Below are 15897 nucleotides of genomic sequence, written 5' to 3' on the forward strand. Positions count from 1 at the left end.
AATTGAATTGGCATCTTCTGTCAAGGCAATTTTTTCCCGCCGAACGATAAAATCAAAGTTCAATGGCCTTGTCCGAATCGGATCCGCCTCCGTTCTTCTGGGGCTGACGCGTCGTCTTGCAGGTAACTTCGGCATTGAGCACGCCGCCGCTCTCCACAATCAGATCCCGGCAAACCACCTTGCCCGCGCAGTATCCCGTGGCCAGAATGACCAGCTCCTCGGCCGCTTCGATTTCCCCTTCAAAGGTTCCGCCGATGGTGATCCCTGTCACTTTGGCGTCACAGTAAACCGCCCCTTCCTCGGCGATCACCACCGTTTCACCCTTGATTTCGCCCTTGACCGTTCCCTTGATCACCAGCCGGCCCTTGCTTGAAATATTCCCGTCGACCACCAGGTCACGATCAATGATCGACAGATTTTTCGACTTGCTCATCCCGATTCATCTCCTGAGTGTAATTGATTGAAACCGCGCCCATCAGCACCCCGTCCCGAAACACGTCGATGCGGTCAAACGAGGGGCGCCTGATCCCGTCTTTGATGACATCCTCGATGGCAAACGGCCTGTCCGGCTCAAGCGGGACCGACGGTCTGTCCGGCCCTGAAATCCGTACGGCCAGGTCATCCGGGGCGTCCGTGTCCACATTGGTGATCAGATCCACGAGCCGGAGGCTCCGGCTGCCGCCCGGCGCGACATCAAGCCCGATCCTCCCCCCGTTTTCAAAACAGCTGATGGTCCGGTCATCTGTTTTCAGCAGCAGGTAATTCAACGCGGGGGCGTCCAGTTCAATGAAAAGTTTGCCGATTATAGCACGTTCATCCTGAGTTACAACCTGATATTTCCGCCCGGTTTTGTCCAGGGAGTACTTGGGCCACAGATCTCTGGCCGTCTGGATGACGTATCCCCGATCCTCACCGGTGTTGACCGAGGAGGGGCCCACGAATCCCTTGACATTGACCGTGAGGCCCGCCGGATCGAAGGCATCGGAAATCACGTCCTCCACCGAGAACGTGTCTCCCCTGACCAGCCTGACGGTGCCGTAGTTCTCGACGATGCGCTGCCGCCCGTTGACCGTGACGCGATACAGAAGGATGGATCCGCCCCTGCCCGCTCGATCGGAGACCGTCAGGCAGTTGCCGTGTCCGCCCCCGTTCTCGTCCAGGGCCAGATAGACACTGCCGCAGGGGTAAAAATCCTTACGCACCGTAATGCGCGTCGAGCGGTCGATGACCAGGGGCTTCCGATAATCATTGACCGAGCCGAATCCAAGAATGTCCGCGCTGAGGCCCCGCTTGAAATTCGCTTCGATGTGGGTGACGACCACCGTATCGCCCGGACGGATGGTCAGCACCTGATCGTGGCGCACCACCAGGGGCAGGGTGTTGTTCACGGCAACCACCAGGTATTTCAGTTCCGGCGGATCCAGGTTCACGGCCGGCACCTCCGGCACCACGCCGAATTCATCCATGAAGGCATTGATGGCGTATATATGGTGACGAACTTTCATTTCAAGGGGCAGCGACTTGCTGGATTCCACCCCGAACGCCGGAATACCGCATCGGGTCAGAGCGTAGAAGGTGGCCGACTTCCGCTGGACCTTGTGCGGCGACCGGTCGGAAAAGGTGTTGTGGTTGTTCACGTGGAACCGATGGTTTGGATCGGGAATCTCCCGGTTGATCCGTTCGACCACCCGACGGGCCAAATCGCCCAGTTCCACCTTTCGGCCGTCTACTTCATGGCGTTCGCAGTCCACGATGATCGACTGGCCGTAACGGTTCGGATTTCTCTGATCATCGACAAAGGTCTCGGCGTAGAATCCCGATCCGTCATGGAGGTTCAGCAGGCAATCGCTTTCGGCGATCAGCTCCTTGAGAATGGACACCACCTCGGTTTCGTAGTTTTCCCGGCTGTCGTCGGCGAATTTCCGGTTCATGTCCTCGTTGACCTGCCGCTGGTTCAGCAGAATGGAATAAAAATTCGCCCGGGGTACCACGATCAGATTGCCCCGGGTCAGGCTCATGTCCGCATAGATGTCCGCCGACAGGAAACCGCCGGGTTCGTCTCCCTGGATGCCTCCGATCAGAAGGATGGTTTTCCCCTCTTCCTTGCCGTAGACCCGATACACATTCAATTCATGGTCGCTGCCCTCGAAAAACACCGTGTGGGTGCGTTTCGCCTCCGCCGCCGTCACGCCCGCCGCAAGCCAGAGGACCGCGAGAAAAAGACCGGTGCTAATCCTCATCGGCCGAGTCTCCCTGCCCGACGTCTGCGGGCTCGACCGAAACGGCCCCGGTGTTTTCCTCAGCGGCGGCCGTGTCCGCCGGTTCAACCGAATCCATGTCCGCCGGTTTGTTGACGGGCTGAGGCGGCTCAACCGGAACCGGTTTTCGGATCACCACCAGATCCACATCAAAGGTATGTTCATAGACCTTGTTGCCATCGGTTGAAAAGACAAAGACCGTCATACGCTTGTAATGATCGTCGGGAAAGTGGTTGGTGAATTTGAAATTCACGCTCTTGAAATGATTGATGGAAAAAAACTGTCCCCGGCTTGGCGTGGCGGGGTTGCCGTCTTTCAGGGCCACCGGCGGCATGGTCAGCCAGTCCTCGACCCGGTCCGACTCCGGCTTCAGAATCACGAACACCCGCCCCGAGATGGATTTGAGTTCACTGACGTTCTTGACGATAAAACGGACCCGGGTTTCGTTGTCCGCCTCGTCTTTGGTCACGGTCAGGTCCTTGATCTCCGTTCGCATGGGGTCTTCTTTTTTGACGGCCTTCTTCACCGGCGCAGGCGGGGGTTCCTCGGCCTTTTTCTCCGCCGCCGGAGCCGAAGACGCCGTATCGAGTTTCTTTTTGGGAATAAACAGTTGGGCCTGGAGATGTTCCTTATCCTGCTGGAGCGTGCGCCTCTCCTTCTCCGCGCTGTAAAGAGCCGTGGTCAGGGACCGGTTGGCGTCCAGGGTGTTGATGTACAGCAGCGAAAACAACACCGCCGCCGACAGCGACAGCCCCAGGACCAGCACAAGGGTCAGGGCCAGCTGCCGGTACCGTCGGATCGTGACCATCCGGCCGTCGTCACTGACAAAAAGAAGCTGCCACCGTCCCGAACGTTTGAACGGATTGGGCATCGCATACTTTTTCAGTTCTTTTTCCAGATCTCTTGAAGAATCTTCCATGTTTTTTCCTCGTTCACCAGCACCAGGGTCTTCCGGCCCACGGCCGAATAACCGCTTGATTGATAATTCTGACGAAACACCGCGTGTACCCTGTCCTTGCCAACAGTCAGAACGGGATCACTGATGGACACCCGGACGTAATCGTATACCGACTCCAGATAGGACTTTCGGGCCAGCCAGGCCGCCTTGTCCATGTCTCCCGATACGAAGGCATCGGCATAGCACCGTCCGTAGGTCTCCATATCCCCTGCGTTCCAGGCCGTGAGCCAGCCGTCAATCATGCGCCGGACCTCTTCTTCCGTCCGGGCCTGCACGGCTTTCATTTCCTGGTCCCGGATCAGTTCGGCGGCCCGGACCAGGAGCGGGGCGTCGTGTTTCAGATGACGGCCGCCGTCCGCCTGAAGAACCCGCTGGGAGTCACCGATGATCCGTAACCCGTCTTGGGTCTCTTTCAGGTAAAGTTTTCTCATGCCGACGGGCCGGCGGTGCGGACCGCGGACCAGAGTAAGCCGGAACATCGTAACCAGCACCTCCCCGTCTCTGTAAATCCCGCGCTGGTCGATGTCAACGGAAAACGCGCCGTCGCTCTCGCCCGGCAGGCTCCGGGTCTGACGCCAGGCATTCCACCAGGCCGTATCCGGGCAGTACTCCGGGGCGTAAAGGGCCAGAAATTCATGATAGGTCCCCCGGCCCAGGGCCGCTGCCCATCGGTCCAGAAGGCCGTCGACGGCGGTGGTCAGCGCCTGCCTGTCCGCGTTATCGTCATAGACGATGGTTTCCGTGATGATGATCGGCGTCAGATCTAGCGAGATGGTGCGCGACAGGGTCTCGAGCCGGTGGTTTTCCAGGGCCACGCAGCCGTTGGAATCCATGGGTTTGAGGTCCTTGTCCGTGCCGTGCATCCAGATGGCGCTGCCGTTGCGGCCCTGGGCCTGATCGAGCAGGTTGGGATAATCCATGGGAAGGGCCATGACCCCGTATATCGGCGACAGATCCTTTTCCAGGTATTTATCAACAAAAAAATACACCCCTTCCGGGGTTTTCTGGTCTCCTGACACCGCCTTGCGTCCCGCACTCTTGCCGGTCGAACAGGGCATGGTCACAGCCGGAACCGGTTCAGACGCCATCCGGTAAAGGGCCAGGGTCTGAGAGGATTTTTCCACGAGCAGCACCGTGCTGTCCGGACCGGGCATGGCCACAATGGATGACGGCAATCTGCCGGCGCGGGCCCAGGACGCCGAGACCAAAACACATGCGATTACAACCAGAAACCCGGGGGCCGGACTGAAACACCGCCCCCGCCTGCCGAGCCATACCGTCACAGACACAATCACTCTCACTCCTTATCGTTCAGACGGGCCCCTGTCCCGTCCATCCACACCACAATTTCATCCCCCACTCCGGCCTGGAACAGGTCCCGGGCCGACCCCCGATTGACCGCAATCTCCAGACAGCCGCGACTGCCCACCACCATCAGGGGGCCCTTGGCCGGACCCTGATCGTAATGGTTGAAAAGGCCGCGGACCTGTCCGCACCCCACGCTCGCCGTCAGTTTCTCCCCTGAAAAAGCCCCCCAGGCCGACACCAGACCCCCTCGGTCCAGATCGGTGATCAGGTTTCCGAAGTGATCGACGGCCACAATCCGTCCATGGAGGCGGCCCTCAGGAGTCAGCCGCCCCGGTGTCTCGGGAAGGGCCACCAGATCGGCCGGGTCAAAGGAGGGCCCCAGTTCAGAAAGCGCGCATCCCCCGGCCAGCCGGGCCGCCGCCGGAGCGAAGACATCCCGGCCGTGGAAGGTGGGACTCAAGCAATCAGGCATCGCAAGACGCACCATCGCGTCCACGGTCCGCCTTCGGATCAGCCGGGCCGGAATCCCGTTGTCCGGGGCCAGAAAGCGATGGCCCGCCATGTCGAAGGCCACGATGGCCCGATCACTGCCCACCCCGGGGTCCACCACCGTCACATGGACGGTCTTTTCGGGGAAAAAGGCAAAGGAGGCCTCAAGCATCCGGGCCGCGGCGAACACGTCAAAGGGCGGAATATGATGGCTGATATCCACCAGGGTCACCTGGGGGTTGACCGTCAGCACCGCGCCCTTCATCACTCCCGCGTACTCGTCTTCGGTTCCGAAATCCGTAATGAACGTGACGACGGCCATGGCTTAAAACAGGGTCCTCTGGACATGAAACCCCATATGCCGGTAAGCCTCTTCCGAGGCCTTGCGGCCCGACGAGGTCCGGGTCAGCATGCCGATCTTGAGCAGATAGGGTTCCACCACGTCGACCAGGGTGTCGGTCTCTTCCTGAAGGGTGGCGGCAATGGCCTCGATGCCCACGGGACCGCCCCGGTAATACTCGATAATCGTTCGAAGAAACTGGCGGTCCAGGTTGGTCAGTCCCTTTTCATCGACCCCTTCGAGGGCCAGGGCCGCCTCGACGGTGTCCCGGGTCAGGGCCCCGTCGGACCGGACCTGGGCATAATCCCTGACCCGCTTGATCAGACGGTTTACGATCCGGGGCGTCCCCCGGGACCGTTTGGCCAGCTCGTTCGCACCGGCCTCGTCGATGGTCACCCCCAGAAGGTCGGCGGAACGACGGGTGATGGTGACCAGATCCTCGATGGAATAAAAATCCAGACTGCGGAAAATACCGAACCGGTCCCTCAACGGTGCGGACAGCAGCCCCACCCGGGTGGTGGCCCCCACCAGCACGAACTGCTTGAGCCGGAATCGGTGGCTCCGGGCGTGGACCCCCTTGTCAAAGACGAAATCGATGGCGAAATCCTCCATGGCCGGATAGAGAAATTCCTCGACGGATTTGGGCATGCGATGGATTTCGTCGATAAACAGAATGTCCCCCTGTTCCAGATGGGTCAGAACACCGATCAGATCCCCGCCCTTTTCGAGGGCCGGACCCGAGGTGATGGTCAGTTCCGTCCCCATTTCGTTGGCGATGATATGGGCCAGTGTGGTTTTCCCCAGACCGGGAGGCCCGTGAAACAGCACGTGTTCGATGGGCTCGCCGCGCATCTTGGCGGCCATTATGGCGATCTTCAGGGTTTCCACCGCCTCCCGCTGCCCCACGTAGTCGTCGAAGGACTCGGGCCGAAGCGAGAGGATATCCTGACTGTCGTCCAGGGGCAGGGCCTTTTTGCTGACCAGCCCCTGTTTCACTGAAGAAAAGGTCAATACGTCATCGTTCATGAGGGCCTCGTTTCATGCGATCAGCCGCTTTGTTTCGTGCTTTCCCCCCGGTACACCTCGTCGAACAGGGCTTCGGGGCCGGAAATCGACGGATCACGTTCCAGGGCCTCGGCCACCATGCGTTTCGCATCGGCAGGTTTATGCCCGAGCTGGGTGATGAGCACCTCCAGAACCATCTCGGCAAAATCCGTGGGTTCCAGCGGCACGTCGGCCTCGTCCCCCGGACGGATCAGGGCGAATTTGCCCATCTTCCCATGGAGCGTGGCCACAATCTTCTGGGCCGTCCGGTTGCCGATGCCGTCAAGTTTCTGAAGGATCTTGACGTCTTTGTTTTCAATGGCCCGGGCGATGTCTCCGGCGGGCAGGGTCATGGCCTTGACCGCCTTCATGGGCCCGATGGCTTCCACACTGATGAAATACTGGAAAAATTCCTTTTCCGCCTCCAGGTTGAACCCGATCAGAACGGGACGCGGCTGGCGCTCGGTCTGATGATAGTAGATATAAAGGGAAACGCGTTCATCGGCAGGCCGGCCTTTCAGGGTTTCCATCACATAGGCGGGAACCAGAACCTCGTACCCCACCTGATTGACCAGCAGGATAATCCGGTCGTCTTCTTTTTTGATGATATGTCCCTCAAGGTAGGCGATCATCGGACGTGTTTTCTCTCTTTCAGCATGGGCGGGGGATCAATATCTAAACAGTCCGATCAGCGCCAGGGCCAGGGCATCGGACGCATGAAAAGGCCGGATGGGCGTCCCGTGGTCAAGGTAACGCCGAACCGCCCGTTCGAGTTGTTCCTTGTCCGCGTTTCCGTTTCCGGACAGAATTTTCTTGGATTCTCTCACCGACACCTCCACCACGGGGATGTTGTGGTGGGCGGCTGCAAGAAGCACCACTCCGGTCACTTTTCCCAGAAGGATGCCCGATTTGGGGAAACGTTCCAGTGAGAACACGTCTTCGACCACCATCAGGTCCGGGACCTGATCACGAAGAACGGCTCCGAGCCGACTGTAAATCAGGTCCAGACGGCGGGCCAGCGATTCGGACTGACTGGTCCTGATACTGCCGAATGAATAGGCCGTCACCGTGAGTCCCCGGCCCGAAACCAGGCCGATGCCCGTTCCGGCCAGCCCCGGATCGATGCCGACGATGGTTCTGGTCCCCCCCATGGTCATCTATTTTCCGGCGTGACTGTCGAGTTTCTTTTTTGCCAGACCGGCCTCACCGGATTTGGGAAATTTCTTGAGCAGTTCGTTCAGAATCAACCTGGCGTTCTCGGCCTCTCCCAGTTCGAAAAAAGACAGCCCCTGCTTCAGATAGGCCCCGGCCACCTTGTTCCCGCCGGGATAATTCTCGATGACCTTCTGATATTCCAAAATGGCCTTCTGATACCATTTTTCCCTGTAATAGGATTCCCCGATCCAGAACTGGGCGTTGTCTGCATGGGACGATTTGGGAAAATCCCGGAGCAGGCGTCCGAAGGCGTCCCGGGCCCGTTGAAAATCGTCCTTGTCAAGGGCGCTCTGGCCCTCGTCATACAACTGGGTCTCGGACAGCTTCGCCGTGCCGGTCCCATCGGCCGGACGCGCAGCGACCGATGGGGTTTTCGTCGCCTCATAGCCCACATAGGATTCCACATGGCCCAGGCGCCGGGTCAGATCCGAAAGCAGCCGGTCGAGACGATCGATTTCCGATTGCAACCGGGCAAGGGCCGTCCGGTTCTGTTCCTGGGCGTACCCGCTTTCCTCGAAACGTCCATCGATCCGGCGGACCTGCTCGGCAAGTTGATCCATGCGGTTGTTCAGCCGGGCGTAATCGCCTTTGAGGGTCCGGGAATGACCGTCCACCGTGTCGCTCTGGCGGGCGATCTTTCGTTCGACGACATCGATGCGGTCATCGAGATACACCACATCCCGGCTCAGGGCACAACCGGAAATCCATACCGCAAGGAGTATCGTAATGATTGTTCGTATGCTCATAGGTCCTGCCTGCGTTCCATCATCCGTGCCGTCAAAACACATGACGAGCAGCAGAGGCTCTGCTGCTCGTTCAGTGTCTGTTCAGCCGCAGCGTCAAAAGAGCGTACCGCCCCCGAACGTCCGCGACGCGGTGATGATCCGATTACTTGATCACGAAATGTGCGCGACGGTTCTTGGACCAGGCCGCTTCGTTGTGGCCCATGGCCACGGGGCGTTCCTCACCGTAGCTGATGGTCGTGATGCGGGAGGCGTCGACGCCCAGGTTCACGAGGAAACTCTTGGCGCGTTCGGCGCGGCGATCCCCCAGGGCCAGGTTGTACTCGGTGGTGCCGCGTTCATCGCAATGACCTTCGACGATGATGGTGGCGTCCGCATTGGCAAGCAGCCAGTCCGCCTTGCTTTCAAGGATGGAGATTTCAGAGTCCAGAATCACGGAGCTGTCGTAGTCGAAGTACACATCGACACTGATAAAATCATTGGCGGCCTGGGCCAGGGCTTCGGCTTCCTTACGAGCGGCTTCCTCGGCGGCCTGGGCCTGGGCAAGCGATTCTTCGGTGGCGGTGTCAACGGCGGCATCCGCCGGCTCCTCGACGGCGTCCGTCGTGTCCGTCACAGCCTGATCGGCGGCGGGATCGGTCTGGACTTCCTTCTTTCCGCAGGACACGACCAGCATCAACGACAGAATCATACATACCAACAGGAATTTGATCGACCAGGTTCTGTTCATGTTACCTCCTCATTTCAGTTCATTTTATTTGTTGACTATGTTCGGTGACCACTTGGGGTTTGTCTGCTCACCCGACAAATACAAAAGGCGTCTTTGGTCCGTCCCCGAGGCCGTCATCACATAAATCCTTGCCGCTCCCTCACGGGTCGATGAAAAGGCGATCATGCTGCCGTCGGGAGACCACGAAGGAGCCTCATTGTCACCGGCATCGTGGGTCAACTGCTCAATCGCACCCGTCCTGAGATCGATGACGCATATTTCGAATTTCGACTCGGTAAGAGCGGAGTAAGCAATTTTATGTCCAGCGGGTGACCATGAAGGAGATGTATTGTAATTGCCCTGGTACGTCAACCTCTTGACGCTTCCTGAATCCAGATGCTGCATGTAAATCTGTGGAGAACCCGACCGTTTGGATACGAACGCCATCTGTTTCCCGTCCGATGAAAAAGACGGTGAGACATCAATCCCCCAGTCGCTCCATTTATTTGTTAATCTTTTACGAATTTTACCGTCCCGGGTCAATAAATAAATTCCCTGCCCGCCGTCGAAGGACAGGGACGCGGCCAGGGTTTTCTGCCCGGGAACCCAGGCGGGCGTGATGTTGGTCCCGGTCACGGCCGTCAGCAGATCCGCCCGCTTCCGGTCGAGATTGAGGACAAACAGATCCGGCTTGCCCCGTTCGTAGGATGTGTAGGCCAACTCGGTCCCGTCCGGCGACCAGGCCGGAGACAGGGTGATGCTCCGGGTCCTTGTGATCTGGGCCGGACCGTAGCCGTCGAAATCACAGGCATAGATTTCCTTATTGCCGGTGCCGGTGGACACGAAGGCGATTCTGCTGTTGAACAGGCCCTCGCTGCCGGTGAACTTCCGGAGGATCTCGGTGCCGAAACGCCGGGCCACATCCCGGAGACCGGCTTCTGTACTCCGGTAGCGTTTGGCCACCAGCTGCTGTTCCCGGAAGGTGTCGTACAGGTAAAGATCGGTGACCACCTCGTCCCCCTGGACCTCAGTCCTTCCGGTGACCAGCATCTCGGCCCCGATCATGGTCCAGTTCCTGAAATTGATCTTGAACACATCAACGCCCTTGACCGACGGGTCCTCAAGAAAGGCGGCGTGGTCGATCAGCTTGAAATACCCGGTAAATTCAAGCATGGCGGACAAGGTCCGACAGGTCTCGGCCGACAGGCGCCGTTCGGCATCGATACCGCGGGCGGGCATCAGCAGGGTGACGGCCAGGGGCGCCTTGCGGATAAAGGGATCCGAAATGGTGATATACCCGTTGTCGTCGGCCGGGCAGATCGCGGCCGTCACCAGAACAAAGGCCGCCAGACCGGCAAGGATTTTTATGATCATGCTGCACGCGTTGTATACCATGGCTGTTGTCACTGTCATTCCAGACCCTTGGGGGTAAATTCGAGTTTGACGTCAATAAAAGGGAGATTCAGTCCCGGAGGATGAGGCCGGACCGGGCCGGCCTTGACGATGGCCATGGTGGCTGAGCTGTCCATGTAGTCGTTGCCGGACCTGCGGGTGATGCGTACGCCCCGGATCTCTCCGTCGGGCAGGACTTCGAAGGTCACCTTGGTGACCAGATCGGTCCGCCCGGCGGCCAACTGCTCGGAAAAGGCCCATTGTTCACGGATTTCCATGCTCACATTGTGCCGATACCGGTCGAGGAGGCTGACATCGTAGGCCGACCCGGCCCCGGCCGTCTTGGAATCCTGGGTCCCGGCCCGTTCCGATGGTGCCTGACGGACCGGTTCATCCGTCCGGGTTTCACGTTCCAGCTGTTTGATCCGCTCGGTCACCGGATCGACCGTGGGCCGGGGCGATGAGGCCAGATCTTTTTCAAGCCGTTTGATGGCCTTGTCGATGGCGTCCTCGGGTTTGACGCTGTTTTTTTTGACCGGCGCGGCCTTTTTTTTCGGAGCGATGGACACCTTTTTCGCGGCAGCCTGCCGAACCGCCGGTTTGACCGCTTTTTTCACCGGTGCCGGTTTGGTCTTTGCAGGCGGCGCGGCCGCCTCGGGCAGGGACCCTTTAGGAGCCGGAAGATAGGACAGATCCACATCGATGGATTTCAAGGCAAGGGGACGGGACCGATCCGCATGCGGAAACCATGCGATGCCGATGCAAAGCCCGATATGCAGCAGGACGGATACGACCAGCGCCGCCGTCCACTGGCGTCGCTGCGGGTCCATCCGATCCGCGAAAGCAGCTATCCGTATCATGGCCTACCGATGTCCACCTGTTCAGGTTTTCTTTTCCGGCAAGGGGTCGGTGATCAGGCCCAGTTTCTCGATACCGGCTTCCCGGATACCGCCCATCACCGCCATCACCGTTCCATACGGCACCTGTTTGTCCGCCCGGACAAACACTTTCTGCGTGGGTTTTTCCTTGAAAATCGCCGTAAGCTTGGCCGCAAGTTTACCCTGATCCACCATGAAATCGTTGATGAACACCTGCCCCTCACGGTTGATGGAGACCACAAAGGGCACGTCCTCTTCCTGCTTCAAGGACTGGGCCGTCACTTCCGGAAGGGCCACGTCCACCCCCTGGGTCATCATGGGGGCGGCCACCATAAAGATAATCAGAAGCACGAGCATAACATCCACAAAGGGCGTCACATTGATTTCCGACATCAGGGGGCTGCCCCCGTCACCGCCGACCATCATGCCGTCTCTCCTTTGGGGCGAAAGATATCCCGCTCGACGATGTTGAGAAAATCGGCGGAGAAGCTTTTCAGATCCGAATCGATCACCCGGATTTTCTGCGAAAAATAATTGTAGGCGATGACCGCGGGAATGGCGACGGCCAGCCCCACGGCCGTGGCAACCAGGGCTTCGGCAATACCCGGGGCCACCACGGCCAGGTTGGCCGAGCCCTTGTTGGCGATGCCCTGAAACGAGGTCATGATACCCCAGACCGTGCCGAACAGGCCGATAAAGGGTGCGGTGCTGCCCGCGGTGGCAAGAAAGGGGATCATCTGGGCCATGCGCGTCACTTCCTCACTGGTGGCCTTGCGGAGGGTCCGCCGCATATGCTCGACATGGGATCGGGTATCCAGGCTGGCGCCCCCCGCCTGATCGCCCTGACCATCCCCGACCGAGGCAGGCTGGGCCAGCCGTTTGAGTTCCATATAAACGGTACGGAACACCCGGGCCACCGAGCTTTCCTTGAGTTGCCTGGCCTTGGAGTAAGCGTCGGCCAGGTTGCGGCTTTTCCAGAATGCGTCGATAAAGTCGGCCGTTTCCCGGTGGGCCCGGCTGATGACTCTGAATTTCATGATGATAATGGCCCAGGACGTGGCGGAAAAGGCCAGAAGAATCAGAAGGACCAGTTTCACGACCAGACTGGCGCCCATGATCATTTGGAAGACACCTAAGGATTGATGGGTCATGTGAAAAACTCCGCGTGCGGTTGAAGGTACCGGTTTTGATTTGCCCTGTAATCTATTAAAGGTGCCGGGCCATGTCAAGAGAATACCGGATAAGGTTCCGTCCGGACGAACCCCTGCGCATGGCGGGCCGTCCCTCCGGCCGTCAAACGAAAAAGCCCCCGTTGCCGGGGGCTTTTTTGAATCGTCAGACGCATGCTCCCCATTGGGAGCATGCGGTATCCGGTCTGATGGAACAAGGGTCAGGCACAAGGGGCCTGCCCCGTCGGACGACTGGGCTTACATCATGCCGCCCATGCCGCCCATGCCTCCCATGCCGCCCATGCCGGGTGCACCGCCGGGCATGGCCGGTTCGTTCTTCTCGGGAAGATCGGCGATCATCGCCTCGGTGGTGATCATTACGGAGGCCACGCTGCCGGCATTCTGCAGGGCGAAGCGCACCACTTTGGTGGGGTCGATGACGCCGGCGGCGATCAGGTCTTCGAAGGTGTCGGTGGCGGCGTTGTAACCGAAGGCGTCTTTGCCGTCCATGACCTTGTTCAGCACCACGGATCCTTCGACACCGGCGTTGTTTGCAATCATGCGGAGCGGTTCTTCAATGGCGCGCATCACAACTTTCACACCCAGTTTCTCTTCGGCCTTGACCTTGAGTTTGCCCAGGGCGTCGATGCAGCGGACCAGGGCCACGCCGCCGCCGGGAACGATACCCTCTTCAACGGCCGCACGGGTCGCGTTGAGGGCGTCTTCCACGCGGGCTTTCTTTTCCTTCATTTCGGTTTCGGTGGCGGCGCCGACGCTGATCACGGCCACACCGCCGATGAGTTTGGCCAGGCGTTCCTGAAGTTTTTCACGGTCGTAGTCCGAGGTGGTCTCCTCGGCCTGAGCGCGGATCATCTTCACGCGGCCTTCGAGGGCTTCCCGTGAACCGGCGCCGTCGACGATGGTGGTGTTGTCCTTGTCGATAATCACGCTCTTGGCGCGTCCGAGGCCGTCAAGGGTGATGTTTTCCAGTTTCACGCCCAGATCTTCGGACACCACTTCGCCGCCGGTCAGGATGGCGATGTCTTCGAGCATGGCCTTGCGGCGATCGCCGAAGCCGGGGGCCTTGACGGCGGCGACGCTGATGGTGCCGCGGAGTTTGTTGACGACCAGGGTGGCCAGGGCTTCACCGTCCACGTCTTCGGCGATGATCAGGAGGGGTTTACCGGTTTTGGCGACCTGCTCGAGGATGGGCAGCAGGTCTTTCATGTTGCTGACCTTCTTTTCGCACAGAAGAATGAAGGGGCCGTCCAGGGACGCGACCATCTTTTCGGTGTCGGTCACGAAGTAGGGAGACAGGTAACCGCGGTCGAACTGCATACCTTCCACGACTTCCAGAGTGGTTTCCATGGATTTGGCTTCCTCGACGGTGATCACGCCTTCCTTGCCGACCTTGCTCATGGCTTCGGCAATGATGGTACCGATGGTGCTGTCGCTGTTGGCGGAAATGGTGCCGACCTGGGCGATTTCAGACTGATCCTTGGTGGGCTTGCTCATCTTGGACAGCTCTTTGACCGCCGCTTCAATGGCTTTGTCGATCCCGCGTTTGATGGACATGGGGTTGTTGCCGGCCACGACGAGTTTCTGACCTTCTTCGTAAATAGCCCGGGCGAGAACCGTGGCGGTGGTGGTACCGTCACCTGCGGTGTCGCTGGTCTTGCTGGACACTTCCTTGACCATCTGGGCGCCCATGTTTTCAAACTTGTCTTCGAGCTCGATTTCCTTGGCCACGGTAACACCGTCTTTGGTTACGGTCGGAGAACCCCAGGATTTGTCGATGACGACGTTGCGTCCTTTAGGGCCCAGGGTCACCGCTACGGCGTTGGCAAGGGTCTTGACGCCTTTCAGCATCTTTTCGCGGGCTTTTGCATCATAAATTATCTGTTTAGCCATTGTATAAGAACCTCCATCTTTCGGTAGTTGGAATTGATCGTTCGGTTAGGGGTGAATCAGGCGTCCACGACGCAGAGTACATCGTCCTGGCTCATGATCAGGTATTCCTTGCCGTCGAGTTTCACTTCGGTACCGGCGTATTTGCTGAAAAGAACGCGATCGTTCACCTTGAGTTCCATGGCGATCAGGCTGCCGTTCTTGTCCATTCTGCCTTTACCGACAGCCACGACAGTTCCCTCGGCGGGTTTTTCTTTTGCCGTATCGGGAATGATGATGCCACCTTTGGTTTTCGTTTCTTCCGCAAGCCGTTCCACCAGAATACGATCCTGTAATGGTCTGATTTTCATTGTGTGCTACTCCTTTTTTGGTCAACTTTGTTAATTCTTCAGATCGATAATCACGATTTTATCAATAAATCGAAGACGCTATACATCGGCATATCATCACGGGCCTATGGGTAAAAAAGGCCGTGGAGCCTGACGAACCCATGATAAAAACCATTCATCCGTTATGTCTCCTGCCGGGCCGGAGGCAGGCAGGAGACGTCCGGATCAATTGTCGGTGCTTGTGCTGCTTGTTTCCGAAGAGCGTGTTGCGGATGTGGATACCTTGGAACCGGTACCGGGCTTGTTTCCATAATGATCCGCATACCAGCCGCCGCCTTTCAGGTGAAAGGCGCTTTGAGAAATCAGTTTTCTGAGTTTACCGGAGCAGTGCCTGCATTCGGTCAGGGGCTTGTCGGATATCTTCTGGACAATTTCATCCACCCGTCCGCATTCGGTGCATTCGTACTCATAAATCGGCATTGTGTCTAACCTCCCGGTCTAATCAAACCATGATCTTAAATGTGTCAAATCCGTTTGAACGGCAATAATATAGTCAGTGATCGAGTATTGTCAAGCAAGCCCCATAAAAAAATATTTCATTATTTTTCAATAATTTATTCATATATTTCATTTTTCTTGCCGTAAAAAGAGAAAACCGTGTCCATTCCGCGGACGGCCACCTTGCGCAGCACATCCCTGGTGGCCTGATGGACCAGGGTCTCTTCGGCGTCGCGCTGTTCCAGGGGGGCATCAAAAAACTGGATGAACGTGCCGAAACGAATGATATGAATCAGTTCGTGAACGACAATATAAAGGATAAAGGGGTCGAGCCGAAGGCGGTCATCGGTCCTGAGCGCCTTGAGAATCGCGTGGTCCTGAAGGCAGATCATGTAAAAATCGAACCCCCCCGAGCCCAGCGGGGATGCGTTCTTCGTTCCGTGATAGCGCACGATCTGTGCGTAGGGGCCAAAAACGATTTCCGAGTCGCTCAACTGGGCCAGGGTCCGGACGTCATAGCGGTTTCTCAGCCACTGGCTGGAAGACATCTTGTAATGGTCACTGACAATGTCCTCGGCCATGTGAACCATCTGGTTGACAACGGCGATCTGTTCATCATTGAATGTTTCCAATGGTTTCATCACGTTTCGACTGTCTTT

18 protein-coding genes are annotated in these 15897 nt (G+C 58.2%); all 18 read right to left on the bottom strand.

Annotation, left to right across the window (positions count from 1 at the left end; genetic code table 11):
* Nucleotides 1-52: 52 nt before the first annotated feature.
* Nucleotides 53-433 (bottom strand): bactofilin family protein, encoded by a 381-nt coding sequence (locus tag ACYQ11_RS06870; RefSeq protein WP_459923021.1) that lies wholly within the window; start codon nt 431-433, stop codon nt 53-55.
* A complete protein-coding gene (locus ACYQ11_RS06875; RefSeq protein WP_459923022.1) occupies nt 402-2240 on the bottom strand; it encodes a M14/M99 family metallopeptidase in 1839 nt (612 codons plus the stop codon). The genes ACYQ11_RS06870 and ACYQ11_RS06875 overlap by 32 nt, the downstream gene beginning before the upstream one ends.
* Nucleotides 2230-3177 (bottom strand): hypothetical protein, encoded by a 948-nt coding sequence (locus tag ACYQ11_RS06880; RefSeq protein ID WP_459923023.1) that lies wholly within the window; start codon nt 3175-3177, stop codon nt 2230-2232. Before ACYQ11_RS06880 ends, ACYQ11_RS06875 begins: the two co-directional genes overlap by 11 nt.
* On the bottom strand, nt 3141-4505 hold the full coding sequence (locus ACYQ11_RS06885) for a L,D-transpeptidase family protein (RefSeq protein WP_459923024.1): 1365 nt from the start codon (nt 4503-4505) through the stop codon (nt 3141-3143). Before ACYQ11_RS06885 ends, ACYQ11_RS06880 begins: the two co-directional genes overlap by 37 nt.
* An 8-nt stretch (nt 4506-4513) precedes the next feature.
* A complete protein-coding gene (locus ACYQ11_RS06890; RefSeq protein ID WP_459923025.1) occupies nt 4514-5335 on the bottom strand; it encodes an SAM hydrolase/SAM-dependent halogenase family protein in 822 nt (273 codons plus the stop codon).
* 3 nt (nt 5336-5338) lie between these two features.
* Nucleotides 5339-6379 carry a Holliday junction branch migration DNA helicase RuvB gene (gene ruvB / locus ACYQ11_RS06895; RefSeq protein ID WP_459923026.1) on the bottom strand — a complete coding sequence of 347 codons (1041 nt, stop codon included), beginning with the start codon at nt 6377-6379 and terminating at the stop codon, nt 5339-5341.
* Nucleotides 6380-6399: 20 nt separating this feature from the next.
* Entirely contained in the window at nt 6400-7029 is a 630-nt protein-coding gene (gene ruvA, locus ACYQ11_RS06900; protein ID WP_459923027.1) for a Holliday junction branch migration protein RuvA, read from the bottom strand.
* A 36-nt stretch (nt 7030-7065) separates the two neighbouring features.
* Complete coding sequence (locus ACYQ11_RS06905) at nt 7066-7548, bottom strand: crossover junction endodeoxyribonuclease RuvC (RefSeq protein ID WP_459923028.1); 483 nt, start codon at nt 7546-7548, stop codon at nt 7066-7068.
* A gap of 6 nt (nt 7549-7554) precedes the next feature.
* Entirely contained in the window at nt 7555-8358 is an 804-nt protein-coding gene (gene ybgF / locus ACYQ11_RS06910; RefSeq protein WP_459923029.1) for a tol-pal system protein YbgF, read from the bottom strand.
* A 142-nt stretch (nt 8359-8500) separates the two neighbouring features.
* Nucleotides 8501-9085 (bottom strand): peptidoglycan-associated lipoprotein Pal, encoded by a 585-nt coding sequence (gene pal, locus ACYQ11_RS06915; RefSeq protein ID WP_459923030.1) that lies wholly within the window; start codon nt 9083-9085, stop codon nt 8501-8503.
* A 24-nt stretch (nt 9086-9109) separates the two neighbouring features.
* Nucleotides 9110-10477, bottom strand: a complete 1368-nt coding sequence (gene tolB, locus ACYQ11_RS06920) for a Tol-Pal system beta propeller repeat protein TolB (RefSeq protein WP_459923031.1) — start codon at nt 10475-10477, stop codon at nt 9110-9112.
* Nucleotides 10474-11316 carry a TonB family protein gene (locus tag ACYQ11_RS06925; protein ID WP_459923032.1) on the bottom strand — a complete coding sequence of 281 codons (843 nt, stop codon included), beginning with the start codon at nt 11314-11316 and terminating at the stop codon, nt 10474-10476. The genes tolB and ACYQ11_RS06925 overlap by 4 nt, the downstream gene beginning before the upstream one ends.
* Nucleotides 11317-11337: 21 nt before the next feature.
* Nucleotides 11338-11760 (bottom strand): protein TolR, encoded by a 423-nt coding sequence (gene tolR / locus ACYQ11_RS06930; protein WP_459923033.1) that lies wholly within the window; start codon nt 11758-11760, stop codon nt 11338-11340.
* A complete protein-coding gene (tolQ, locus tag ACYQ11_RS06935; protein ID WP_459923034.1) occupies nt 11757-12485 on the bottom strand; it encodes a protein TolQ in 729 nt (242 codons plus the stop codon). Before tolQ ends, tolR begins: the two co-directional genes overlap by 4 nt.
* Nucleotides 12486-12761: 276 nt before the next feature.
* Nucleotides 12762-14414 carry a chaperonin GroEL gene (gene groL / locus ACYQ11_RS06940; RefSeq protein ID WP_459923035.1) on the bottom strand — a complete coding sequence of 551 codons (1653 nt, stop codon included), beginning with the start codon at nt 14412-14414 and terminating at the stop codon, nt 12762-12764.
* A gap of 56 nt (nt 14415-14470) precedes the next feature.
* Nucleotides 14471-14761, bottom strand: coding sequence for a co-chaperone GroES (gene groES, locus ACYQ11_RS06945; protein WP_459923036.1), 291 nt, complete (start codon nt 14759-14761; stop codon nt 14471-14473).
* Between the two features lie 204 nt (nt 14762-14965).
* Entirely contained in the window at nt 14966-15220 is a 255-nt protein-coding gene (locus ACYQ11_RS06950) for an FmdB family zinc ribbon protein (protein WP_459923037.1), read from the bottom strand.
* Between the two features lie 134 nt (nt 15221-15354).
* Nucleotides 15355-15879: a hypothetical protein gene (locus tag ACYQ11_RS06955; RefSeq protein WP_459923038.1), complete on the bottom strand. Its 525-nt coding sequence runs from the start codon at nt 15877-15879 to the stop codon at nt 15355-15357.
* Nucleotides 15880-15897: the final 18 nt, after the last annotated feature.

The organism is Desulfatiferula olefinivorans (assembly GCF_054657895.1).